Source organism: Caballeronia sp. M23-90 (assembly GCF_053574605.1).
Map to the genome: position 1 here is coordinate 1 of NZ_JBSIPA010000002.1, position 23,832 is coordinate 23,832.

At 59.0% G+C, this 23,832-nt stretch carries 21 protein-coding genes; 18 read left to right on the forward strand and 3 right to left on the reverse strand.

Annotated features, from left to right (window positions below; translation table 11 throughout):
• From ACRXB1_RS00435 to ACRXB1_RS00510, 16 genes are all read left to right on the forward strand, one after another.
• Positions 1–701 (forward strand): NAD(P)H-hydrate dehydratase (locus ACRXB1_RS00435; protein WP_449490688.1); only part of this gene is annotated, 701 nt, incomplete at its 5' end.
• Positions 702–785: 84 nt separating this feature from the next.
• On the forward strand, positions 786–1,769 hold the full coding sequence (locus ACRXB1_RS00440) for a zinc-dependent alcohol dehydrogenase family protein (protein WP_449490689.1): 984 nt from the start codon (positions 786–788) through the stop codon (positions 1,767–1,769).
• A gap of 350 nt (positions 1,770–2,119) precedes the next feature.
• Complete coding sequence (locus ACRXB1_RS00445; protein ID WP_449490690.1) at positions 2,120–3,943, forward strand: NAD(P)H-dependent oxidoreductase subunit E; 1,824 nt, start codon at positions 2,120–2,122, stop codon at positions 3,941–3,943.
• Positions 3,940–4,680 carry a 2Fe-2S iron-sulfur cluster-binding protein gene (locus tag ACRXB1_RS00450; protein WP_449490691.1) on the forward strand — a complete coding sequence of 247 codons (741 nt, stop codon included), beginning with the start codon at positions 3,940–3,942 and terminating at the stop codon, positions 4,678–4,680. The genes ACRXB1_RS00445 and ACRXB1_RS00450 overlap by 4 nt, the downstream gene beginning before the upstream one ends.
• Positions 4,677–5,264 (forward strand): NADH-quinone oxidoreductase subunit B family protein, encoded by a 588-nt coding sequence (locus ACRXB1_RS00455; protein WP_449490692.1) that lies wholly within the window; start codon positions 4,677–4,679, stop codon positions 5,262–5,264. The genes ACRXB1_RS00450 and ACRXB1_RS00455 overlap by 4 nt, the downstream gene beginning before the upstream one ends.
• Before the next feature lie 19 nt (positions 5,265–5,283).
• A complete protein-coding gene (locus ACRXB1_RS00460; protein WP_449490693.1) occupies positions 5,284–6,798 on the forward strand; it encodes a Ni/Fe hydrogenase subunit alpha in 1,515 nt (504 codons plus the stop codon).
• Positions 6,795–7,289: a hydrogenase maturation protease gene (locus tag ACRXB1_RS00465; protein WP_449490694.1), complete on the forward strand. Its 495-nt coding sequence runs from the start codon at positions 6,795–6,797 to the stop codon at positions 7,287–7,289. The genes ACRXB1_RS00460 and ACRXB1_RS00465 overlap by 4 nt, the downstream gene beginning before the upstream one ends.
• The gene (locus ACRXB1_RS00470) at positions 7,282–7,629 is read left to right on the forward strand and encodes a hydrogenase maturation nickel metallochaperone HypA/HybF (protein WP_062001845.1); all 348 of its coding nucleotides are present in this window, start codon (positions 7,282–7,284) and stop codon (positions 7,627–7,629) included. The genes ACRXB1_RS00465 and ACRXB1_RS00470 overlap by 8 nt, the downstream gene beginning before the upstream one ends.
• Before the next feature lie 18 nt (positions 7,630–7,647).
• On the forward strand, positions 7,648–8,571 hold the full coding sequence (gene hypB, locus ACRXB1_RS00475) for a hydrogenase nickel incorporation protein HypB (RefSeq protein ID WP_449490695.1): 924 nt from the start codon (positions 7,648–7,650) through the stop codon (positions 8,569–8,571).
• Positions 8,568–9,728, forward strand: a complete 1,161-nt coding sequence (locus ACRXB1_RS00480) for a Kae1-like domain-containing protein (RefSeq protein ID WP_449490696.1) — start codon at positions 8,568–8,570, stop codon at positions 9,726–9,728. The genes hypB and ACRXB1_RS00480 overlap by 4 nt, the downstream gene beginning before the upstream one ends.
• On the forward strand, positions 9,719–9,934 hold the full coding sequence (locus tag ACRXB1_RS00485; protein WP_449490697.1) for a HypC/HybG/HupF family hydrogenase formation chaperone: 216 nt from the start codon (positions 9,719–9,721) through the stop codon (positions 9,932–9,934). Before ACRXB1_RS00480 ends, ACRXB1_RS00485 begins: the two co-directional genes overlap by 10 nt.
• Positions 9,931–11,070, forward strand: a complete 1,140-nt coding sequence (gene hypD / locus ACRXB1_RS00490) for a hydrogenase formation protein HypD (RefSeq protein ID WP_449490698.1) — start codon at positions 9,931–9,933, stop codon at positions 11,068–11,070. Before ACRXB1_RS00485 ends, hypD begins: the two co-directional genes overlap by 4 nt.
• A gap of 48 nt (positions 11,071–11,118) precedes the next feature.
• Positions 11,119–12,177, forward strand: coding sequence for a hydrogenase expression/formation protein HypE (hypE, locus tag ACRXB1_RS00495; RefSeq protein ID WP_062001849.1), 1,059 nt, complete (start codon positions 11,119–11,121; stop codon positions 12,175–12,177).
• 462 nt (positions 12,178–12,639) lie between these two features.
• Positions 12,640–13,677 (forward strand): phosphogluconate dehydrogenase (NAD(+)-dependent, decarboxylating), encoded by a 1,038-nt coding sequence (gene gnd / locus ACRXB1_RS00500; protein WP_449490699.1) that lies wholly within the window; start codon positions 12,640–12,642, stop codon positions 13,675–13,677.
• Position 13,678: 1 nt separating this feature from the next.
• Positions 13,679–15,079 (forward strand): glucose-6-phosphate dehydrogenase, encoded by a 1,401-nt coding sequence (gene zwf, locus ACRXB1_RS00505; protein WP_449490700.1) that lies wholly within the window; start codon positions 13,679–13,681, stop codon positions 15,077–15,079.
• A 93-nt stretch (positions 15,080–15,172) separates the two neighbouring features.
• Complete coding sequence (locus tag ACRXB1_RS00510) at positions 15,173–17,395, forward strand: copper-transporting P-type ATPase (protein WP_449490701.1); 2,223 nt, start codon at positions 15,173–15,175, stop codon at positions 17,393–17,395.
• A 125-nt stretch (positions 17,396–17,520) separates the two neighbouring features.
• Here ACRXB1_RS00510 and ACRXB1_RS00515 read toward each other — a convergent pair whose 3' ends face one another.
• Positions 17,521–18,903 carry an NAD-dependent succinate-semialdehyde dehydrogenase gene (locus tag ACRXB1_RS00515; protein ID WP_449490702.1) on the reverse strand — a complete coding sequence of 461 codons (1,383 nt, stop codon included), beginning with the start codon at positions 18,901–18,903 and terminating at the stop codon, positions 17,521–17,523.
• Positions 18,904–19,323: 420 nt separating this feature from the next.
• A complete protein-coding gene (locus tag ACRXB1_RS00520; protein ID WP_075357229.1) occupies positions 19,324–19,551 on the reverse strand; it encodes a hypothetical protein in 228 nt (75 codons plus the stop codon).
• A 1,014-nt stretch (positions 19,552–20,565) separates the two neighbouring features.
• Here ACRXB1_RS00520 and ACRXB1_RS00525 point away from each other — a divergent pair.
• On the forward strand, positions 20,566–21,027 hold the full coding sequence (locus ACRXB1_RS00525; RefSeq protein WP_449490703.1) for a thioredoxin family protein: 462 nt from the start codon (positions 20,566–20,568) through the stop codon (positions 21,025–21,027).
• A gap of 322 nt (positions 21,028–21,349) precedes the next feature.
• Here ACRXB1_RS00525 and ACRXB1_RS00530 read toward each other — a convergent pair whose 3' ends face one another.
• Entirely contained in the window at positions 21,350–21,997 is a 648-nt protein-coding gene (locus tag ACRXB1_RS00530; protein WP_449490704.1) for a BON domain-containing protein, read from the reverse strand.
• A gap of 928 nt (positions 21,998–22,925) precedes the next feature.
• On the opposite strand from ACRXB1_RS00530, the gene ACRXB1_RS00535 reads away from it, so the two are divergent.
• Positions 22,926–23,723 (forward strand): PRC-barrel domain-containing protein, encoded by a 798-nt coding sequence (locus ACRXB1_RS00535; protein ID WP_449490705.1) that lies wholly within the window; start codon positions 22,926–22,928, stop codon positions 23,721–23,723.
• Positions 23,724–23,832 lie beyond the last annotated feature (109 nt).

A 23,832-nucleotide genomic window follows, 5' to 3' on the forward strand; every position in this document is an offset into this window, starting at 1 on the left:
TGCGCATGGCTGCGCGAGCGGCTGCGCGAGCCGGGGCAGGGCTAACCACCATCGCTGTGTCGGAAACCGCGCTGCCTGTCTACGCCGCAGCGCTGACCAGCATCATGGTGAGCCCGCTTGCGACGGATGAAGACCTGGAAGTCCTGGTGTCTGATCGCCGCTACTCGGGCTTGCTGATCGGCCCGGGCGCAGGCGTCGGCCCGGCGACCCGAACGAATGTGTTGACGATGCTGAGGGCGCGCAGATCCACCGTGCTTGATGCCGATGCCCTGTCGAGCTTCAAGGATGATCCCAGTGCGTTGTTCAATGCCATTGAAGGCCCTTGCGTGATGACGCCGCACGAAGGCGAATTTGCCCATCTGTTCAATATCGATGGCGACAAGCTCAGCCGCGCGCGCTCGGCCGCCCGGCTTAGTGGCGCGGTTATTGTGCTCAAGGGCCGCGACACAGTGATCGTGGCCCCCGAGGGCCGCGCGATCATCAACGCCAACGCACCGCCGACATTAGCCACGGCGGGGTCGGGCGACGTGCTGGGGGGCATCGTGCTCGGACTGGTAACGCAGGGTATGGAGCCGTTCCTTGCCGCCGCGGCGGCGGTCTGGTTGCATGGCGCAGCGGCTACTGTGTTTGGCCCAGGCCTTCTGGCCGAAGACCTGCCTGACCTTTTACCAGCAGTGTTTCGCCAGTTACACCGAGGGTGAATGGGCGCCGAAGCGCCCATAACCTCATCGAAACTATATGGACGCGGGTCACCTGCGCTCGAACTCATGCAAACGGAGAAATCGATGCATGCAATGGTGCTGAACAAGGTCGGCGGTGCGCTTGAATGGACCGAACTCGCCGACCGGGAACCTGGTCCGAACCAGATTCGGGTGAAGGTGGGCGCTTGCGGTGTCTGCCGCACGGACCTTCATGTTGTAGACGGTGAGCTCGCGCATCCGCAGGTACCCATCATTCCTGGCCACGAGATTGTTGGGCGCATCGATGCTCTCGGGGCGGACGTTAAAGGCCTGCAGTTGGGTGAGCGGGTTGGTATTCCATGGCTGGGTCACACCTGTGGCGTCTGTCCGTTTTGTGCCGCGCACCGGGAGAACCTGTGCGATCAGCCGCTATTCACCGGCTACACGCGCGACGGCGGTTTCGCCACCGCGACGATTGCAGACGCTCGCTTTGCGTTTCCGCTAGGCGATTCGGGCACCGATGAGTCGCTCGCCCCCTTGCTCTGTGCGGGACTCATTGGCTGGCGCTCATTAACCATCGCGGGTGACGGCAAGCACTTGGGGCTTTACGGCTTTGGGGCGGCTGCGCACATTCTCGCCCAGGTCGCTAAATGGCAGGGCCGGTCGGTCTTTGCTTTCACCCGTCCGGGAGACCTGGCGACGCAAGCCTTCGCCCGTAGCCTTGGTGCAATCTGGGCAGGCGGCTCGGACGAAACGCCGCCACAAGCGCTCGACGCTGCCATCATCTTTGCACCCATAGGAAGCCTGGTGCCGAGCGCCCTGAAGGCCGTGCGCAAAGGCGGACGCGTGGTGTGCGCGGGCATCCATATGAGTGACATTCCTGCGTTCCCCTATAAGTTGCTTTGGGAAGAGCGGCAGTTGCTGTCGGTTGCCAACCTCACCCGTCAGGACGGGGTCGATTTCCTGCGTCTGGCGCCGCAGATCGGCATTGTCACGAAGACCACGCGCTATCGCCTGCAGGAGGCTAACCAGGCTTTAGCGGACCTACGTGCGGGCCGGTTCGAAGGTGCGGCGGTTCTCCTCCCGTGAGCAAGGGTCTCGGCCCAGGCTTTAAGCGGGTACATGTGGGAGAAATGCCAGGATTGAAGTCTGGACCGCCGGGATTTGAAAATCGGAGTGCTCGATCTTTCGGCCTGTCGATTTCTTTCAAGTCCGAAGTAGCTCCGTTAATAATCCGAAATATTTGATAGATGGGCGCTTCTCTCGCTGAGCGGCGTATTCGACCAGATCTGAGTATTTTCCGAGGCTATCGTTCACCCGCAGATGCGGGCTACTCTGTCCGCTCAAAACGAGCGATGAAAGAGGGTGCTTTACCGTTGGCTTTAACTCCACCGCCCGAAGCGATTAGCGCATCGGTCTAGACATGGGAGCGATCAATCGTGGCTACTGCACACGGTCTTCTGTCCAAACCCGCTGAAATCCAGAACGAGGCCATCGAGTCGCTCGTCTCGCGCTACGCGTGTGATCCGCACGCACTGGTGCAGATCCTCCGCGAGGCACAGGCGCAGCATACCTGGCTGCCGCGCGACATGCTGTCATACGTGGCGAGCGCGCTGGGGCTGACGCTTGCCCATGTAGAAGGCGTCGCGACGTTCTACCGCTTCTTTCACACCCAACCGGTGGGCGAGTACCGCGTACTCTTTAGCGACAACATCACCGACCGTATGCAAGGTAACGCGGCATTGATGGCCGACTTGTGCCAACGACTTGGCGTCGAGCCGGGCCGCATGCGGGCCGACGCACGCGTCAGTGTGGATTTTTGTTCTTGCACCGGTCTGTGCGATCAAGGACCGTCCTTGCTGATCAACCACCATAAAGTTGTCACTCGGCTTGACGCCGAGCGCGTAGGTGCGATCGCCGACTTGATCGAATCAAGGGTGCCCGTCGCTGCGTGGCCGGCCCATTGGTCTCTCGTGGACGACCATATCCGACGCGCTGATGTCCTCCTCGGCACTCCCTTTCCGCCCGGCGCAGCCATCGCTGCTGCGCTGGCGCGCGGAGCCCTTGACCTGGTGGACGAGATGACGATCTCGAACCTGCGTGGACGCGGTGGCGCGGGTTTTGTCACGGGCAAGAAATGGGAACTCTGCCGTGACGCGAAAGGCAGCGAGCACTACATGGTGTGTAACGCCGACGAAGGAGAACCCGGAACGTTCAAGGACCGCGTTCTGCTGACACGCCATCCCGATATGGTGTTTGAAGGGATGACGATCGGCGCACTCGCGATCGGAGCCCGGCATGGATTGATGTATTTGCGTGGTGAATACCGCTACCTGCTGGAGCCGTTGCGCGATGTCCTGCAGCGCCGCCGCGACGCTCACTTGCTGGGGACCGCGATCCAAGGGCATACGGGATTCGATTTCGACATCGATATTCACGTAGGCGCCGGCGCTTATGTATGCGGGGAGGAGTCGTCTTTGATCGAATCCCTCGAAGGCAAGCGCGGCACTCCGCGCATCCGTCCGCCGTTTCCCGCGGAGCACGGTTATCTTGATCAGCCGACCGCGGTGGACAATGTTGAAACCCTTTGCGCCGCGACGCATATCGCATTGCAAGGCGGCGCCTGGTGGGCGGTCATCGGCACGCCTAAATCAACGGGCACAAACATACATTCTGTATCGGGCGACTGCGATCGGCCGGGTATCTACGAATATCCGATGGGTACAAGCATCGATCGCATCCTGGAAGATTGCGGGGCGCACGACACTCAAGCGGTGCAGGTCGGCGGACCATCGGGAAAGTGCTTGTCGGCGATGGAGTTTGGTCGCCGCATCGGGTTCGAGGACGTACCCACGGCAGGCGCATTCATGGTGTTCAACCGGTCGCGCGACATGTTCGAAGTGGCGCGCAACTATGCGGGGTTTTTCGCCGAGGAGAGTTGCGGTTTTTGCACGCCGTGCCGTGTAGGCACGGCGCTGGTAGTCAAGAGCATGGACAAACTCGCGGCCGGTCGAGGCTCGCGTCATGACGTCGATCTGCTCAGCGGCATCGACACGCTGATGCACGGCACCACCCACTGCGGGCTGGGCGGCTCGGCCTGCAACGCCCTTCACGACACCATCGTCAAGTTCAGGCCCGCCTACGAGCGACGTCTAAAGTCGCTGCATTTCGAGCCGGCATTCGATCTCGACGCAGAGCTTGCGGACGCACGCCGCGCGACCGGGCGAGACGATGCGGCCGCGCATTTGGAGAGTACCCCATGACTACGCTCGCCAAGACCGGGAATACCAGCGATATCGGCGCCATGTTCTCGCTCGACGGCGTAGACGTGCCATTTGAGCCGGGAGAGACCATTCTGCAGGCAGCTCGGCGGGCGGGGCGTTACATCCCGCACTTATGCTGGCATCCGGATTTTAATGCGCAGGGCTCCTGCCGCGTTTGCACCGTCAAGGTCAAGGGCCGGGCCGGCTCCGCATGCACCTTGCACGTCGCAGCGGGCGAGGTAGTCGAAAGCAACACGGACGAGTTGAACGCCGAGCGCAAGATGCTCCTGCAGATGCTGTTCGTCGAAGGCAATCACTTTTGTCCCTCCTGCGAAAAGAGCGGCAACTGCCTGCTGCAGGCGACGGCCTACGAGATGAAGATGGAGGACGTGCTGTTCGAGGAGTTCTATCCACTACGCCCGATAGACGCGAGCCACGCCGACGTCATGATCGACTTCAACCGCTGCATCTTGTGCGAACTATGCGTGAGGGCGAGTCACGATGTTGACGGCAAAGACGTTTTCGCTATCGCGGGGCATGGGATCGGAACACATCTGGTAGTCAACAGCGCGAGTGGAAAGCTGGTCGATACCGATATGGCGCTTACCGACCGTGCTGCGGGCATTTGCCCGGTCGGCGCGATCCTGCCCAAGCGGCGCGGCTTCGTTATCCCGATTGGTGAGCGTCGGTACGACGCGCACACGGCGGCCGACCCGGACATGCAGGAGGCGTCATGAGCCCTGTCATGAATCCGGCCATGAAAGGCGATGTGCCCCCCCGGGCCGCCAAGTTAAAGGTCGCTACCGTTTCGCTGGCGGGCTGTTTCGGCTGCCACACGTCCTTCCTCGACATCGACGAGCGTCTGCTGGAGTTGATCCAGCACATCGAGTTTGACCGCTCGCCGCTAACCGACATCAAGGAAGTCGGCCAGTGTGACATTGGCTTGATCGAAGGCGGTGTGTGCAATTCCGAGAACGTGCTTGTACTGCGTGCGTTTCGCGCCCACTGCAAGACGCTGGTGGCGATGGGCGCTTGCGCCATCAATGGCGGCTTGCCGGCAGAGCGCAATCGTTTCGACGTGGGCATCCTGCTCAACGAGGTTTATCACGATCGCCCGGGGTTGAGCGAAGGCAGCGAGATTCCGAACGACCCCGAACTGCCGCTGTTGCTTCGGCAGGTGCGTCCGATCCATGCGATCGTGCATGTCGACTACTTCTTGCCGGGATGCCCGCCGTCGGCGGATGCCTTCTGGCGTTTCCTGAACGACCTGATGGCCGGGCGCACGCCGCAACTGGGCCACGCCTTGATGCACTACGACTGAGAGCGAGGACCCAAACGCGATGAGCTTCGATCTCGAAACCGCGGCAGACCCCAAGGGCCTGCGCCGCGTGGCTATCGACCCGGTGTCACGTGTTGAAGGGCACGGCAAGGTAACGATCCTGCTCGACGAGCAGAATCGCGTGAAACAGGTGCGTCTGCACATTGTCGAGTTCCGCGGCTTCGAGAAATTTATCGAAGGGCGTCCGTACTGGGAAGTCCCGGTGATGGTGCAGCGTTTGTGCGGTATCTGCCCGGTGTCGCATCAACTCGCGGCGGCCAAGGCGATGGATCTGGTCGTAGGCGCGCAGCCCATCACGCGAACTGCGGAGAAGATCCGCCGGCTGATGCACTACGGCCAGGTCATGCAATCGCATGCGCTGCACTTTTTTTATCTCGCGTCACCGGATCTGCTTTTCGGTTTCGACTCTGAAGCGGACCTGCGCAACATTGTGGGCGTGGCGCAGGCGCATCCGGACATCGCGAAGAAGGGCATTCTGTTGCGCAAGTTTGGCCAGGAGATTATCCGCGTTACGTCGGGCAAGCGCATTCATGGCACGGGCGCGATACCGGGCGGAATGAACAAGCACGTGAGCCAGGCAGAACGTGATGCGCTTTATCGGGACGTGGACCAGATGATCGCCTGGGCCGCCGATGCCGTGGACATCGCCAAGCAGTTGCATGCGCAAAACCCGATGCTGTACGACGGCTTTGGGAGCTTTCCCTCCAACATGATGTCACTCGTTCGAGCCGATGGCGCGATGGATCTCTACGATGGCGTGCTGCGCGTGCGCGACGCCGACGGCAAGATTATTCTCGATGGCGCGAGCGACCAGCGCTATATGGACTTGATAGAAGAGGAGAGCAGGCCCTGGACGTATATGAAGTTTCCGCACCTGCGAAGCCTCGGCCGCGACGCGGGATGGTACCGGGTCGGACCGCTCGCACGCGTTCAAAATTGCGACTTTATTCCGAGTCCACTTGCGGAAGCGCAGCGCCAGGACTTCGTCGCCTGGGGCAAAGGCGCGCCGGTGCACGCCACCCTCGCTTATCACTGGGCACGGATGATCGAGGTGCTGCACACGGTAGAGGTCATCAAGGAACTGCTCGACGACCCGGACATCCTGCAAGGCGAATTGATGGCTGGCGGTGAGCGCCGGGGAGGGGGCGTTGGCATCATCGAAGCGCCAAGGGGAACGCTCATTCACGATTACGAAGTGGGGGCGGACGACCTCGTCACACGGTGCAATCTTATCGTCTCCACGACACACAACAACCAGGCGATGAACGAGTCCGTCCGCTCAGTCGCGCGGCAGTACCTGGATGGCCGCGAGTTGACCGAAGGGCTCCTCAACCGTATTGAAGTGGCCATCCGTGCATTCGACCCTTGCCTTTCCTGCGCCACGCACGCACTGGGCCAAATGCCGCTCGATGTCGTACTGCTTGGACCCGACGGTGGGCTGGTCGATCACGTAGTGAAGTCGCCGCACGGCGAAATAGTGCGCCACGGCAAAGCGTCGATGGAGCCGTTCGCATGACTGCGCCCTTGCTGGTTTTCGGGTGGGGCAACCTGAGTCGTGGCGACGATGCACTAGGCCCGTTATTCGTGCAGCAATTGTCTGCGCTGGCCGGGTCGGCGAGTGGCCATCGCGTGGAGTTTCTCGAGGAGTATCAACTTCAAATCGAGCACGCGCTTGACCTCGTGTGTCGCGAGCGCGTGCTATTCGTCGATACCAGCCTGAACTGCGCCGCTCCGTTCGAGGTGAGCACGCTAAGTCCGGCGCGTGATGCCAGTTTCACTACGCACGCCATGTCTGCACAGTCAGTCATGCAGGTCTATTGCGACTTGTACGGCGTTGATCCGCCGCCGTGCACGCTGCTGGCGATACGAGGCATGCAATTCGAACTCGGGGAGCCGCCTGCGCCAGTTGCGCTTATAAACCTCGCGCGAGCGCTAATTTGGGGGCAGTCCTGGATGCTCGATAAAGCTGCTCCGCCCGCCATCGTGCCCGAGGCTATGGATGCATGAAGTCAGCATGGCGGCCGGCATCCTGCGCATGATCGAAGAGGCTGCCGAACGCGAACACTTCGGCCGGGTTTCATTCATGCGGCTTGAAATTGGTGCGCTGGCCGGTGTCGAACTACAGGCCCTGAGTTTCGCGCTCACGGCCATGATGCCCGGCACCTGCATGGAAGGCAGCGAGCTCGCGATAGACGTAATTCCTGGCACGGCCCGCTGTCTGCACTGCGCGGCCGGCGTGGAGATCAAAAGCCATCTTGACGCCTGTCCGTCTTGCGGCAGCTACACCTTGCAGGCCACCGGAGGCTCCGAGGTACGAATAGTCGACCTTGTGGTGTTCGACGACTGAACTTTAAAGGAGAAGGCCATGTGTGTCATCTGCGGCTGCAATGCCGAGTCGGACCCCGGGCGCACCAATGCGCGGAAAACACCCTCCGGAGCCCACCCTATTCCTGCGGTGTCGGTCGGGGGCGATCTTCACTATGGCATTGGCGCCGCGCGGGTGTCGGTGCCCGGTATCAGTCAGGCGCGCGTCATCCAGATGGAAGCCGATGTACTGGGCGAAAACAAGCGGCTGGCGAGCCATAACCGGGCTCATTTCGCGGCGCATGGCGTGAGCGCGTTCAACCTTGTCTCCAGCCCCGGTTCGGGCAAGACGACACTGCTTTGCACGAGCATCAACGCACTCAAGATCCGTCATCCCGGGTTGGGCGTGGCGGTGATCGAGGGCGACCAGCAAACCAGTATGGACGCGGACCGCATTCGCGCTACGGGCGCCCCGGCGATCCAGGTCAACACCGGCCGCGGCTGCCACCTGGATGCGCAAATGGTGGGCGATGCTTTCTCGCGCCTCGATCTGCATGCAAGGGCGCATCACGGCGACGGTGGTGAAGCGCTCTTATTTATCGAAAACGTCGGCAACCTGGTTTGTCCGGCTCTTTGGGATTTGGGAGAGGCCGCGAAGGTCGTCGTGTTGTCGGTGACCGAAGGCGAAGACAAGCCTCTCAAGTATCCGGACATGTTCGCCGCAGCCACACTGATGGTGATCAACAAGATCGACCTTCTGACTTATGTCAGTTTCGACCTGTCCAGATGTATTGGCTATGCCCGTCAAGTTAACCCGGGCATCGAAGTGCTGCTCTTGTCGGCCACGACGGGTGAAGGCATCGAACCCTGGCTGGACTGGCTGTTGCCGAAGCGCGGTGACCCGGAACATGGACCGGCGGCCAATCCATTGGGACACGGCACGGCTGCACCACGAATCGCAAAGTCACCGGCCGTGACGTCATGATCCGTTCAGCCGTCTTGCCGAAACCCGCCCCCGCGCGCGTGCTGGCCTGCGGTGCGTATCTTAAGAACACCGCCTGCCTGATAGAGGGCACGAGGGTACTGTGGTCCGACCCCCATGGAGATCTGATCGGCGCAGCCAACCGCGAGGCGCTGAACGTCTCGGTCGAGGAACTGCTTCGGGAGGCATCGGGGCCGGTGCAGGCGGTGGCACACGACCTGCATCCGGACTTTCACAGTACTCACGTTGCTCAGGCGGTGGCGGACCGTCTGGGCGTGCCTGCGATCGGTGTCCAACACCATCATGCGCACATTGCAGTGGCCCAGGCCGAGCAAGGCGTGGCCGGTCCCGTCATCGGCCTCGCACTGGATGGCGTGGGCCTGGGCGACGACGGCAGCGCATGGGGTGGCGAAGTACTTTGGGTGGACTCGGCCGCCAACCAGTGGCGTCGACTGAATCATTTGGCGCCTTTGATGTTGCCTGGCGGCGACGTGGCTGCGCGCGAACCCTGGCGCTTGGCCGCGGCCGTATTGCAGCGTCTGGGCCGTACCGACGAAATTGAAGCAAGGTTCGCTCCGTCGGTTGGCGTGTTCGCGGCACGCCTCGTGCGCAGCCTGCTGGAGCGTCAGGTCAACAGTTTTCCCACGACCAGTGCTGGCCGCTGGTTCGACGCTGCCGCGGGCGCGCTCGGGCTGTGCGTTCACCAAACTTTTGAAGCCGAAGCGGCCATCGCTCTCGAGCAACAGGCGCGAACGTGGCTGCAAGCACACCCTGAATATGTCGTGCAATGGACGTCGCTCGACCTCGCGCCTCTCGTCGCCAAATTATTTGCGATGTCCGACGAGGGCGTCGCGTCGAGCGGCGAAGGAGCAGCGCTTTTTCATCTGGGCCTGGCCGGTGGTCTGGCGCATGCGGCCACTGAAGCTGCGCGCGCACATGGCACCCGCACCGTCATTCTGGGGGGCGGCTGCTTCCTCAATCAGGTCCTTAGCGAACGTGTGAGCGCAGCACTGATCGGTGCCAGCCTGGTGGTGTTGCGACCACAAGGCGTGTGTTGCGGCGATGCAGGCCTCGCGCTGGGTCAGGCGTGGGTGGCTGGCTGCACCCTGCATGCCGATCAAGTCATGGCATCTTCAGCGGAGGTCGCATCATGTGCCTAGCGTTACCTGCTTGCGTCATTGCGCTCGAGGGACCCGACATGGCCGTCGTCGACCTTGGCGGTGTGCGCAAACGAATCTCGATTGCGCTGGTGCCCGAGGTTCAGGTCGGCGACTACGTGATTGTTCACGTGGGTTATGCCATCGGCATGCTCGATATAGAGGAAGCGGAAGCAACACTTAAACTGTTCGCGGAGCTGACCACATGAAATACATCGATGAATTTCGTGACGGCGCGCTCGCCCGTAACATCGCCACCAACATCGCGAGGGAAGTCAAAGCGACTCGGCGATACAGCTTCATGGAGTTCTGCGGCGGTCACACACACGCCCTAGCACGCTATGGCGTCGCGGATCTGCTGCCCCCAAATTTACGCATGATCCACGGCCCCGGCTGCCCTGTGTGCGTGCTTCCCATTGGCCGTGTCGACATGGGCTTACGCCTCGCGCTCGATGCCGGCGTGATCTTGTGTACCTACGGCGACGTGATGCGCGTGCCGGCGTCGGACGGCTTGTCCTTGATGCGCGCGAAGGCTCGCGGCGCCGACATCCGCATGGTGTATTCCCCGCTCGATGCGTTGAAGCTCGCCGTCGATAACCCACGGCGCGAAGTGGTATTTCTCGCCATCGGTTTCGAGACCACTACGCCGCCGACCGCGCTCGCTATCCAGCAAGCAGCGCGTGAAGGGCTGAAAAACTTCAGCGTGTTGTGCTGCCACGTGCTGACGCCGGCGGCCATTACTCACATCCTTGAATCCCCGGAAGTGGTTCAGTACGGCACGGTCGAGATCGACGGCTTTGTTGGGCCGGCCCACGTGAGCATCGTGATTGGATCGGGCCCGTACGAAGGGTTTGCAAAGACCCATCGCAAGCCGGTGGTGATCGCCGGGTTCGAGCCACTGGACGTGATGCAGGCCATCCTGATGTTGGTGCGCCAAGTCAATGACGGCCGCGCCGAGATCCAGAATGAATTTACGCGTGCGGTGAGCCGCGAGGGCAATGCTCGCGCCCAGGCGGTGACGGCGGACGTGCTCGAAGTGCGCGATACGTTCGAGTGGCGCGGACTGGGTGAGGTGCCGATGAGTGCGCTTCAAATTCGCCCGGAATATGCGCTCTTCGACGCCGAGCAGCGCTTTGATTTGAACTATCGTGCGGTGCCCGACCATAAGCAGTGCGAGTGCGGTGCAATCCTGCGCGGGGTGAAGAGGCCGATCGACTGCAAGCTCTTTGGCACCATCTGCACGCCCGACAATCCAATGGGATCGTGCATGGTGTCGAGCGAAGGCGCGTGCGCGGCGCACTACTCATACGGACGGTTCCGGGACATTCCCGTGGTGGCTGCATGAAGTTGCCGTGCCCAGCGTGATGTAGTTGCCAATGAGATCGCCCAATCCATGAATACACCAAAAAGACACTACACCCGTCCTCTGGATCTGAGGCATGGCTGCATCGACATGAACCACGGTGCGGGTGGGCGCCTGTCGGCGCAGTTGATCGAGGAAGTATTCGCGCGCGCTTTCGACAACGAATTTCTGCGGCAGGGCAATGACGGGGCTCTGTTGCCGGTACCTGTCGGACAGCAGCTCGTCATGGCGACGGACGGGCACGTGATTTCACCTCTGTTCTTTCCCGGCGGGGACATCGGCTGCCTCGCGGTGAACGGGACGCTCAATGATGTCGCGATGCTGGGAGCGACGCCGCTCTACCTCAGCGCATGCTTCATCCTCGAAGAAGGCCTGCCGTTGGCGGAGCTAAAACGCATCGTGCAATCGATGGCCAAAGCCGCACTCGATGCTAGCGTTCCCATTGTCACTGGGGACACGAAGGTAGTGGAACGCGGCAAGGGGGATGCCGTTTTCATCACTACGACAGGGATCGGCATAGTGCCCGAGGGTCGCATGATTGGCGGGGCGCAGGCGCGGCCTGGCGACGCGGTGCTGCTCTCTGGAACGATCGGTGAGCACGGCGTCGCGGTGTTGTCTCAACGCGCTTCACTCGAGTTTGAGACCACGATCAAATCCGACACGGCTGCATTGCACACGCTGGTTGCGGCGATGCTGGCGGTTGCAGCGGCTGGCGAGATTCGCGTGCTTCGCGACCCCACTCGCGGCGGCCTCGCGACGACGCTTAACGAGATCGCCGGGCAGTCCAACGTGGGAATGATGCTGCAGGAGTCTGCGATTCCTATACTGCCCCAGGTCGATGCGGCCTGCGAATTACTGGGCCTGGATCCGATGTATATCGCTAACGAAGGCAAGCTAGTGGCGATCGTCGCGCCGGAGGCTGCATCCGCGGTGTTGGCGGCGATGCATGCGCACTCTTTGGGCCACGCAGCCGCGTGTATAGGTAGCGTCACAGAAGACGCGAATCGTTTTATCCAGATGGACACACGCGTTGGTGGACGGCGCGTTGTCGACTGGCTGAGCGGCGAGCCGCTGCCGCGGATCTGCTGATTGCGCGCACATCGCTGCGCCCTGACATATTGTTCTGCTACTTCAACATAGACACTAGCGATCAATGCGCGAAAGTCGCCTTCGGCACCGTAAACGAGATTGGCGTAACGATCGATGGCTTTCAACCTTCACGCCCGGCACTCTTCTCTGTTCATCCATCCCCCAGCGAACAGTCCAAATCTCGACGCGCAACATTCTTGGATTCCTCCTCACAGCACCTGTTTTCCACCTTGCATTTTCGCTTGATTGGCCCCAGCCGATTTACATCCGACTTAGCAGGCAGTAGCGCCAACAGTCCAAAAATGAGTAGTTTCCGAGCCTGCACAGTCCAGCACGCGACGACTATCATCAAAGTCGATGGTGGTGCGATAGCGTTTCAATTTGCGTCCATCGACAACACTTCGAGACGGAACCATGTGACACGCTCTCGTTTGCTTCAACAGACCTCCAAGGAGATTCACGATGCAAGTAGGAATGATTGGACTCGGGCGTATGGGCAGTAATATGGTTCGCCGGCTTCTGCAGAAAGATCAGCAGTGTGTCGTGTACGGCTCCCACCCAGACGTAGTGAAAGAGCTTCAGGAACTGGGCGCCGTCGGCGCTGATTCTCTGGAAAATTTTGTTTCCCGGTTGACCAAGCCACGCGCGATCTGGCTGATGGTCCCCGCTGCGGTAGTCGACCAGGAACTGGCGAAACTAACCCCGTTGCTCGATTCAGGCGACGTTGTGATCGATGGCGGGAATTCTTACTATCGCGACGATATTCGGCGCAGCGCCGAGCTGAAATCCAGTGGAATTCATTACGTCGATGTCGGCACGAGCGGTGGTGTCTTTGGACTCAAGCGTGGCTACTGTCTCATGATTGGCGGCGAAACAAACGTCGTGAAACACCTCACCCCAATTTTTTCCGGACTTGCACCGGGAGCAGGCGATGTCTCTGTCACGCCCGGACGAAACAGTCACAGCAGCCCCGATCGCACCGCCGAGCAAGGCTATTTGCATTGCGGACCGCATGGCGCCGGGCATTTCGTCAAGATGGTTCACAACGGCATCGAATACGGGATCATGGCGGCCTATGCCGAGGGATTGAACATCCTGCATAACGCGAACGTTGGTAAGCGCTCGGGCGACGTCGATGCTGAAACGACACCGCTGCGAAACCCGGAGTATTACCAATACACGCTTGATTTGCCGGAAATTGCCGAAGTCTGGCGCCGAGGCAGCGTCATCGGTTCCTGGTTGCTGGACCTTACCGCTGCCGCTCTCCAGGACGATCCCGCGCTAGCGAAATATGAGGGCCGGGTTTCCGATTCGGGTGAAGGACGTTGGACGATCCTGGCCGCCATCGATGAGGCAGTGCCGGCTCCCGTGTTGTCCGCTGCGCTCTTTGAGCGGTTTAGCTCGCGTGGTGACGCAGACTTTGCTTCCAAGATATTGTCCGCCATGCGAAACGAATTCGGAGGCCATCTGGAAAGATCGGCCCCGAAAGGCGGGGTTTGAGATGGTCGCACCTCGGTCGGATGCATTTGTTTTTTTCGGCGCTACCGGCGATCTGGCATACAAACAGATCTTCCCGGCGTTACAAGCCATGATCCGACATGGCCACCTCGACATGCCGATAATTGGTGTGGGCAGATCGCAATGGGATAACGATCGTTTCATCGCGCGAGCGCGTGACAGCATCGAAAAGCATGGCACGCTGGATCGTGCGGCTTTCGCAAAACTCGCTTCCCGACTGCAATACGTTGTAGGCGATTGTCGCGACGAGCAGACATATCGGAGCTTGCGTGAGGCGTTAGGCAACGCCGAGCAGCCCTTGTACTATCTTGCCCTTCCCCCGGAGATCTTCGGGGACGTGGTAGATGGCTTGTCGAAGTCAGGCAGCGCCAAAAATGCCCGCGTGATGGTCGAGAAGCCATTTGGGAGCGATCTCGCTTCGGCACATGCCCTGAATGAGTTGCTCATGAAATCGTTCTCGCCATCGGCGGTGTTCCGCGTCGATCATTACTTGGGCAAGGAACCGGTCCAGAACCTGCAGTACTTCCGTTTTGCGAATGCACTTGTCGAACCGGTATGGAATCGTCGTTATGTGGCGAGCGTTCAGGTCACCATGGCGGAATCGTTCGGCGTACAGGGCCGCGGCGGTATGTACGAAGGCGTCGGCGCGATTCGGGATGTCGTGCAGAATCATTTGCTGCAAATTGTCTCGTTACTGGCGAGCGAGGCCCCGGTCGATGGTCATCCTGATGCGATGCGCGATGCAAAACTGCGCGTATTCGAAGCGATGCAGCCAATTTCAGCGGACGAGACAGTGCGAGGACAGTTCAGTGGATACCGCAATGAGCCGGGCGTCGCCCCTGATTCCCAGGTTGAGACGTTCGTTGCGTTGCGTCTGCGTATCGAGAACGAACGGTGGGCCGGTGTGCCGTTCTATATCCGCGCCGGCAAACAGTTGCCGGTGACCGGTACCGAGATCATGGTGAGACTTAAATCGCCGTCGCACGCAGTATTCGATACCGCAGCATCTGGCCAGTCAAACTACTTCCGCTTCCGGATCAGCCCCGATGTGTTGATCTCTGTGGGTGCGCGCGTCAAGGTCCCTGGCGAGGTCATGGCAGGCGAAACGGTCGAACTTGTCGCACATCGTCATCCCGGCGATGAAATGTCGCCATACGAACGCCTGTTTGGCGACGCGATTCAGGGCGACGCCTCACTTTTCGCACGCTACGACAGCATTGAAGCCGCTTGGCGCACCGTCGCTCCCATTCTTAAGAACACCGTTCCCATCAAGTACTACGGACCATCGAGCTGGGGGCCCGACGAAAGCGATCAGCTTATCTCGCGTGATGGCGGCTGGCATGAGCCCGTCGCAATCGATGCCGAAGAGGGCGATGCTGGGTGACGTGGCCGTTTGCGCCCCGCAACGAGACGATGCCATAGTGATACGCCCGGCAACCTGCGGGCGGATCGCAGGTTTATCTATCGGATATGGACTATGAAATCTGCCGCCTCAGCAGTATCCGCGATGCCCGCCTATGCGCCAAAACCTGCAGCGGTGTACACCTGCGCCATGCATCCCCAGGTAAGGTTGCCGAATCCGGGCACATGCCCGATCTGCGGCATGACCCTGGAGTTGGTTACGCCTGTGGTGACCGATCAGCCTTCGATCGAGCTTAGGAATATGACTCGCCGCTTCTGGATGGCGGTGGTCTTTTCGGTGCCCCTGCTATGGCTGACCATGGGACATGATATCGGGCTCCCAGATCCGAACGAAGCGATCAATCGCTTGGCGCAAGCGTTCAAACTTCCGCATCTCTTGTCCGTCTCGTGGTCGCAATGCCTGCAGGCGTTACTCGCAACGCCGGTCGTTCTATGGGCAGGTTGGCCGTTTCTCGCGCGGGGAGGGAGGTCGTTCGTGACCTGGCAACTGAACATGTTTAGCCTTGTCGCCATAGGGGTTGGAGCGGCGTATTTCTTCAGCCTCTATGTCTTGTTCTTCCCTGCCAGCGTTCCCGGGGCATTTCGGCGCGGCGCTGAACTGCCTGCATATTTTGAAGCTTCATCCGTCATAGTGGCGCTTATATTGCTCGGGCAGGTGCTCGAACTTCGGGCGCGGTCGCGAACCAGTGGCGCAATACAGGACTTGATGAAGCTGGCGCCACAAACTGCGGATAGAGTGCGCGTCGATGGTACGGAAGAAACGGTTGCGCTGGAGATGGTCGTCGTGGGTGATACGCTGCGCGTCAAACCGGGCTCAAAAATTCCGGTTGACGGCGTGGTCACAGATGGGGAATCAAGCGTCGACGAATCTATGATCACGGGGGAACCGATTCCCGTCGAAAAGGTAGCCAGCAGCAAAGTCACAGGGGCCACCGTGAATCAGACAAGGTCGTTTCTGATGACGGCGGAGAAGGTCGGGTCAGAGACCTTGCTCGCAAGGATCGTTCAATTGGTCTCGGAGGCCGGGCGCTCTCGCGCGCCAATTCAGAAGCTTGCCGACGAGGTTTCAGGATGGTTTGTCTCAGCGGTGCTTGCGATCGCCATCGTCTCATTCGGGGTGTGGGCGATCTTCGGACCCCATCCGGCGCTGGGAAACGCGCTCGTAGTGGCCATCAGCGTACTCATTATCGCGTGTCCCTGTGCACTTGGGTTAGCCACGCCTGTATCGATTATCGTGGGTGTCGGACGCGGAGCAAAACAGGGTGTCCTTATCAAGGATGCTGAGGCGCTGGAGTTGATGGAAAAGGTAGATACCCTGGTGGTCGATAAAACCGGGACACTAACGGAAGGAAGGCCACGGGTCCGAGTGGTCGCCGCGCTTGACGGATTCACCGACTCTTTCGTGCTCGCCTATTCAGGTGGCCTCGAGGGGCAGAGCGAACATCCGCTGGCGCAGGCTATCGTCAGCGAGGCGCGCGAGCGGAATGTCACTCTTCCACCTGTGTCCGCCTTCAATTCCGTGACCGGCAAAGGGATAAGCGGAACCATCGACAGCCATGTAGTCTTGCTTGGCAACGCTCGGCTGATGGAAGATGCGAAGGTTGACTACTCTGCCTCCAAGGTAGAAGTCGACCGTCTGCGTACAGAAGCACAAACGGTTATGTACCTGTCTGTCGACGGGAAGCTTGCCGGCTATCTCGGCGTGTCCGACCCGGTCAAAGCCACGACGCCCGAGGCTGTCAAGCTGCTTAGACAGTCCGGAATCAGGATAATCATGCTGACGGGCGACAATCCGGTCACGGCCAACGCTGTTGCGAAGGCACTGGCTCTGGACGGCGTGAAAGCGGGGGTGCTTCCCCAGGACAAGCATGAGTATGTGCAAGAGCTGCAGCAGCAAGGACATGTCGTCGCGATGGCTGGAGACGGCGTCAACGATGCACCAGCCCTGGCGCAAGCCAACGTCGGCATAGCAATGGGGACAGGGACGGATGTGGCGATGAATAGTGCGCGCATCGTCCTTGTCAAAGGTGACCTTAGGGGTATCGCAACCGCAAGGCAACTGAGCCTTGCCACCATGAAGAACATCCGGCAAAACCTGTTCTTCGCCTTCGCTTACAACTTGATCGGGATACCGATCGCGGCGGGCGTTCTTTATCCATGGCTAGGTATCCTGCTAAGCCCTGTCATCGCAAGTGCCGCCATGGCATTCAGTTCTGTGTCGGTAATTGGAAATGCCCTGCGCCTCAAGGCTGTCAGGTTCCGGGGCGCGCCAACCTGACTCGATATCGACGCATCGGGATACCTAGCGAGTGTGCAGCGACATCCAACACCCTTGAATTCAAAAAATGAGGGCTGGCAACTTTTGCGAGCAGCGCCAGCCAGCGGGCGAGACCAATGTGACGCCTACACCGGTGCATTGATGTCGGCGACCCTGACCAGCTTCTTGTTCACGAACTCCTGAATGCCCATCTCGGACAGTTCGTGGCCGTAACCTGAGTTTTTGACGCCACCGAAGGGCAGCTCCGGCGTCGTCCAGGTCGGTTGGTTGACAAACATCATGCCGGTGTCGATACGGCTCGCCACGCGTTTGCCCCGTGCAATATCCCTCGTGAAGATCGAACCACCAAGACCGAAGTCCGAGTCGTTAGCGAGCGCCACAGCTTCGTCTTCGTTTTTCACGGTGAAAAACAGGGCAACTGGTCCGAAGAATTCATCACGGAACGCGGGATTGTCCGGCCGGATATGGGTGAGAATCGTGGGCTGCATGAATGCGCCCGGACGATCAACGCGCCCGCCACCCGTGACGAGCTTCGCGCCGTGAGCAACCGCTTGTTCTACCTGAGCGAGGAGCTTGACGAGAGCCGATTCGGTCGATAGCGGACCCAGGGTCGTCAGGGGATCCATTGGATCGCCTGGCCTGAGCGCCTCAAGTGCCGTTTGAAACCTGTGCAGAAAGTGGCCCGCTACTTCCTCGACAACGATAAAGCGCTTTGCAGCTACGCAGCATTGGCCCATGTTGTTCATCTTGCCCCACACAGCCCATTCGACCGTCCTTTCCAGGTCTGCATCTTCGAGCACGACGAAGGCGTCGCTGCCGCCAAGTTCCATTGTCGACTTCTTAAGGTTCATTCCAGCCCTAGCGGCCACCACTCTTCCGGCGTCCACACTCCCGGTCAGCGCTACGCCCTTGATCCGCGGATCGTCGATCACCTGATTCACCTGGGCATAGGAAATAAGAAGGTTGGTGTAGGCGCCTGCCGGTGCACCTGCGTCAAGCCATAGTTGCTCGAAAGCGATGGCACACTGCGGCACGCAGCCAGCGTGTTTTACCATCACGACATTACCGGCCATCAGATTCGGTGCGGCAAAGCGTGCGAGCTGGTAGTACGGAAAATTCCACGGTTGTACGCCGAAGAGCACGCCCAATGGGCTACTTTCGACTTGCGCTTCCCCTGTAAGCGGTTGCAGGACGCGAGGCGCAAGGAACGACTCAGCATTCCTAGCGTAGTAGTCGAGGATGTCTGCACTCAGCTCCACCTCACCCCGAGCCTGCGCGACTAGCTTACCCATCTCGAGGGTTATCGGCCGGGCAAACTCATAGACGCGTGCGCGCATTAGCGCCGCGGCTCTTGCAACAATTGCAGCTCGTTCGTAGAAACTCGTGTGTCGCCAGGTTTCAAAGCAAGCTTGTGCATGCTCGATTGCCATCTCAAGCCGCTCATCGTCAAATTCTTCGAAGGTTTTCAGAATCGCGCCGTCGTACGGGTTCACGCTTTGATAGGACATTACCGGCTCTCATTGGTAAGGGTTGGCTAGCGAGGTGAAAGCACGTACCGCTCGACTTCGAAAACAGATTCCGACGCACCTTTCATCCGTATGGTCAAATATTTCTTGACCATACGGAAACTGATCGGATAGAAATCGATGTGTGGTCGAACCATAGGGCCGAACTTCCTGCTTCGCAGTGTGGGGAAGATATTCGTCTCTAAGCAGGCAGTTCGCGAGGGCGATGGCGGGCGCCGAAATTTGCGACGTATCGGTCTCGCGCGCAATCCTGGGCATTGCATCTCCATGGGAGATGCGCATGCATCCCCGCTGCTTAGATGAGCAAGCATGGGGCCGGCCGATCATCTGCGATAGACTCGGAAACTACTCAGGGCATCCGGGAAAAGGGGGCGCACCGGGGCTCATGCCCGGCGGCGTATTTCAGACAGCCTTTCGGTCCATCGTATCGGGCAGAGCGGATGAACGTGCCTCCAGCCGTGTGTCCCTGCGCCGACGGGCCATTTCACTCGCTCTCATCGTGTCTTGAGCCGGCTCACTCGACGAAAGACGTGCGAATTCGTGATCCACCATGCTGGCCAGGTCGCCTTCGCTCACTTCCACTCCGGGCCGAAGCGAAAGCAATGACTCGAGAAATGTTTGCGTTGCCATGGGAGACTCCTTTGCTGGCTAGGGCCAACTTGAAACGACGTTAATGAAATGCAGCTTTTATCACCAGGCGATAGTTCACGATCCTTGCGGAGGCGGGAATCGAATGGCCGGCGCAAGGATCGTCCACAGTTAATCGGCGCCATGAGACGAGAGACGGGCTTCGGTGCTGGCTTCGGGCCGCCATAGGCTTGGGTCGGTAGTCGCTCGACGTGACTTAGCGCCAAGTTGAGAGGCAACCGCCATAAAAGCACTTAGTTTGCCAGCGAGTTCTATAGTCGAAAGAACAGCAAGGGCACGGGAGTTCGCGTATTCCGATGACACTGCAATAGCGATCACGGCTACGCTAACCAAACACAGAAATGCGAAGGCATATCTCGCTAGGGTAATTCCCTTACAGGAAAGAACGGCGATCGCAACAATCAAGAGCTTCGAAGTCAATATCGCGGAGGACTGTTCAACGCTCATCCCACGATCCATTTCCCATGGAAGTTCGACTAAAGACCACAGCACGACAAAGCAGGTTGAAATTATGGCCCACCTATCCACGCCAGCCGATAGGTATCGAGCAGTTCTACCGCTCGATACCATTGAGGGTAGACCGGATTTCGACAACAGGCGCCCGTTGGTATTCGGATTCATATGGATCGGTTGTACATGAGTCTTGCCTCAAATAAGGGCTTTGCCAAGCCCGGCACCTAAGTCGTGAACGACTTAAGCTTTTGCTGGGCTCGTCGGTGGATGATGCCGCGAAGCGACCAGTAACCCTCGAATCGAAGATGCGATTACGCCAAAAAGATAAGGCCTAAAGATTCACCACAGGATAACTTTCGAAGTAGAAAAACGAAAGACTCGGAATCTACTCAGATCAACTTAACCCCCGTAACAAGCTCCTTAGTCTGCCAGGTCTCATTAGTCGAATGAATTAACCGTGAGTGGTCTTGATCTGGCGCAAACCATTCGCGGTTGTAGCGGATATTGTTAGCTAACAGGAGCGTTACCGGAAGGTAAGCGACCATGGGTGGCAATCCCAAAGACGAACATCGGGAGTGGACTATGAACAGGCTTTATGGATACGTCAACGTTTCTAAAGATCACGCGGCCGAATCGATGGCGGCTACCCCTGCTTACATCGTTGCCCGCAAACGGGCGCTCCGCGGTGGTCCGGTTTCACTAAGCGCGGACACATTCGATCAGTATGTTGGGGCGTCCAATCTGCCAGTGGTAATTGATTTCTGGGCTCGATGGTGCAGCCTCTCAAAGGCGATGGCACCTCACTTTGCCACTGGCGCACGCAAGCTCGCTGGGCGCGCGATGTTCGCAAAAGTGGAAAAGGACGAGGAGGCATCACTCGCCGCACGCTACGGAATTGAATGTGTCCCTACACTGATCGTGCTCCGCAATGGACAGGAGATAGAGCGCCATTGCGGAGCAATGACTGCGGGGCAGCTTGCTCTTTGGCTGGCACCGCATCTCTGAAAGACAACTTAGCGAGAGTATCCAGCCAGGCCCGAAAGGTTTCTGTCGCCGCGAGACCATTGCGGGTAGCCGTGACGACCGACTATTTTGGTAGAAGCGCCCGATCCTACTCTGATCACCGCTATCACGAAGAGGCGATCGCGAGGAGCGCCGGCTCAACGCGTAGTCCTCGATATGCTTCAGCACGGAAGCTATACTTTACTAACCCCGAGCGAAATTGAGATCTCTGACGCGAGATTGATCCGGCAATGGATGATAGGGATGAACCTTCAGGGTGGCTGCTCAGCGCACCGTAAGTCGTTGGTTTCGAACTAAAGCAGCATTACAGAATGCAAACCTCATTTTCTACTGAAGTTACCCCTTTCGCGCCCCACGCGGTCGCCGTAGCCACGTCTCGATCGTGGATCGAATGAACGGTGCCAGAAAGTCGGACCACACCTCCTTCGGCTCGGACGAAAATCGTCCCGCGATCGAACCATGAGCGGTGAAGCGCTCGGACAATATTATTTTGTATGTCTGTCGCGTTGACTCTAGGCCTAATGGAAATTTCGTCGATTACACCGAGCACACCGAGAAGACGTCTCACGTCTTGGGACGCGGCCTCTTTCTGGAAATGCTGGTCTACTTCACCTGTCAATGTAATCCACCCCTTTTCGACTTTCACCTCGATTGATTCGGGGGCAATAAAAACGTCCCATGCGAGGCGGTTCACCGCCTCATTTGCTATCTGGTCGTCGCTCCAGCTAGCCGTTAGCGGGAGTCTTACCTCGATCTCCTCGACTACTGCCTTGACGCCCTTCACCCGGCAAGTAGCCACCTCCGCCGCACGCTTTTGTGCGAAATTCTCGACATGTCCAGTGAGCGTCACAACGCCTTCACTCGCGGTGACACCGATATGGCCCGCTTTTATGCTTGGCTCCCAATCCAGCTCAGCCAAGACAGCCTGTTGCAAGTCTTTGTCGTTCGACATGGTGTTTCCTTCATTCGTGATTTAACTGTTTCGGTCGATAGGGTGGCCAGCGGCACCGTCGCAGAAGTCAGTTTGTTTTGGCCCGAGGCGGGCAGTTGATGGCTTAGTCACTATGCTGGCCGCTCATAGCCACTCGCGGAGTCAAGTTGATTTAGCTTCTGGGGCAGTGTGGCCTCTGCATCAGCTGCGAATGGCACGAAGCTTCCTCAGATCCTCTCAAAAGGACGGATTCCTAATAATCTACGTCATTTTTTGATGGAGAGCGAGTGATCGATTCAAAACCCGCAATGTATTCAAAATCATACCCTGACTACCCGGGATGCGTCATGGTGGATCAGGTTCGCCCCGACCGGAAGGTTATCTTGGGACTCTTCAGCGCGTGAGAGGCCCGTTTGCAGGTCGAATTCGAATCGTCTATTCGATGGGCACTCTAAGTAGTTTCCGACTCTGTTGCGCCGCGCGGTAAGGATCTATCGTTAGCATGAGGGTTGAGCGCATTCCGAAGGAGAAGGCTCCGCGGTCTACCAGAGCCTTACCACGGGAGCCCAGACACGGCTGGATGGCGCAGCTCTCGATGGATCGAATCATCGGTCACGTAGACGTACCAGCTAAGCTCGCGTGCGGCGGCTTGGAAGATCTATTTTGCGCGGGTGTCTGGAGGAGATTGCGTTAATCACGATCAGCGACGATCAGTTGATATTTCGTGTTCGGCGCGAAACTGAGTAGTTTCCGAGCCTATCGGGGGACGTTTTATCGAGTCTATCCTGCACGTGTCGTTTGTCGAAGCTAGTAAACGGTGCAATAGAGACGCCCTGATCCCGACTTTAAGCGACTTGTCGCATTTCGTTGCGGGCAGTGCAAGGTACGAGCGTTGAACCAACTTGGGACTGAGCTTGTAACACGCTCGGATTATGAAGGAGTATCGAACATGTTGAGAAGCATACAAAGTCTTAAGGGTAGCGCGGTCGCTGCTAGCGATGGGTTATTGGGTAGCGTTGACGAAGTCTATTTCGACGACGAGGCGTGGGGTGTGCGTTACCTCGTCGTTGATACGGGAAGTTGGCTCAAAGGGCATCGTGTATTGATCTCGCCTTATTCCGTAAAACATACGGACCCAGGGGCGAGCACCGTGTCGGTGGATCTGACGCGTGAGCAGGTGAGGAACAGTCCGGGCATAGACACGCGACAACCCGTGTCCCGTCAACATGAGGTCGACTATCTCCGTTACTACGGCTATCCAGCGTACTGGGGCGGTCGGGACTCGTGGGGAATGGGCGGTTTCCCGGTACTCGGTCCAATGCAAATAGGTCCAGGGATCCAGCCGGGGCTGTTAGAGCCGGTTGAGCCAGACGCGGATGCGTCGTCAGAGGACGTGCACTTGCGAAGTACGGATGCTGTGACGGGTTATCACATCGGGGCGCGTGATGGCAGCATAGGCCACGTGTCAGGCTTTATCTTCGATGATGAGGCATGGGTCATTCGGTACCTTACAGTCGACACCCGAAACTGGTGGCCAGGAGGGAAGACCGTGCTTTTGGCGACTGCGTGGGTTGACTCTGTCGATTGGTTCGGGTCCAGCGTTTTTACAGACCTCACACGTGAGGCGATCAAGATCTGCCCGGGCTACGTTGATCTGGTGCCGCTAAGTCGTACCTACGAAACGGCACTGCACACGTTTCATAGCAAGGATGGATATTGGACGAAAGGCAACAGTGCAGCGAGGTGAGGAGACTCTTGACGGAACTCCCGATGAATGGCGCGCGAGACTCGATCTCACGGAAATATTGGGACGTCGTTTGTTTCGGGGAGCGCGTGAAGGCTCGGTGCGGCAGGGG

Coding starts and splice junctions, on each gene's coding strand:
- ACRXB1_RS00470 (WP_062001845.1), top strand. CDS start 7,282: ATGCATGAAGTCAGCATGGCGGCCGGCATCCTGCGCATGATCGAAGAG.
- ACRXB1_RS00530 (WP_449490704.1), bottom strand. CDS start 21,997: ATGTCGAACGACAAAGACTTGCAACAGGCTGTCTTGGCTGAGCTGGAT.
- ACRXB1_RS00465 (WP_449490694.1), top strand. CDS start 6,795: ATGACTGCGCCCTTGCTGGTTTTCGGGTGGGGCAACCTGAGTCGTGGC.
- gnd (WP_449490699.1), top strand. CDS start 12,640: ATGCAAGTAGGAATGATTGGACTCGGGCGTATGGGCAGTAATATGGTT.
- ACRXB1_RS00510 (WP_449490701.1), top strand. CDS start 15,173: ATGAAATCTGCCGCCTCAGCAGTATCCGCGATGCCCGCCTATGCGCCA.
- ACRXB1_RS00455 (WP_449490692.1), top strand. CDS start 4,677: ATGAGCCCTGTCATGAATCCGGCCATGAAAGGCGATGTGCCCCCCCGG.
- ACRXB1_RS00525 (WP_449490703.1), top strand. CDS start 20,566: ATGGGTGGCAATCCCAAAGACGAACATCGGGAGTGGACTATGAACAGG.
- ACRXB1_RS00480 (WP_449490696.1), top strand. CDS start 8,568: ATGATCCGTTCAGCCGTCTTGCCGAAACCCGCCCCCGCGCGCGTGCTG.
- ACRXB1_RS00440 (WP_449490689.1), top strand. CDS start 786: ATGCATGCAATGGTGCTGAACAAGGTCGGCGGTGCGCTTGAATGGACC.
- ACRXB1_RS00535 (WP_449490705.1), top strand. CDS start 22,926: ATGTTGAGAAGCATACAAAGTCTTAAGGGTAGCGCGGTCGCTGCTAGC.
- ACRXB1_RS00450 (WP_449490691.1), top strand. CDS start 3,940: ATGACTACGCTCGCCAAGACCGGGAATACCAGCGATATCGGCGCCATG.
- hypD (WP_449490698.1), top strand. CDS start 9,931: ATGAAATACATCGATGAATTTCGTGACGGCGCGCTCGCCCGTAACATC.
- ACRXB1_RS00515 (WP_449490702.1), bottom strand. CDS start 18,903: ATGTCCTATCAAAGCGTGAACCCGTACGACGGCGCGATTCTGAAAACC.
- ACRXB1_RS00460 (WP_449490693.1), top strand. CDS start 5,284: ATGAGCTTCGATCTCGAAACCGCGGCAGACCCCAAGGGCCTGCGCCGC.
- ACRXB1_RS00520 (WP_075357229.1), bottom strand. CDS start 19,551: ATGGCAACGCAAACATTTCTCGAGTCATTGCTTTCGCTTCGGCCCGGA.
- zwf (WP_449490700.1), top strand. CDS start 13,679: ATGGTCGCACCTCGGTCGGATGCATTTGTTTTTTTCGGCGCTACCGGC.
- ACRXB1_RS00485 (WP_449490697.1), top strand. CDS start 9,719: ATGTGCCTAGCGTTACCTGCTTGCGTCATTGCGCTCGAGGGACCCGAC.
- hypB (WP_449490695.1), top strand. CDS start 7,648: ATGTGTGTCATCTGCGGCTGCAATGCCGAGTCGGACCCCGGGCGCACC.
- hypE (WP_062001849.1), top strand. CDS start 11,119: ATGAATACACCAAAAAGACACTACACCCGTCCTCTGGATCTGAGGCAT.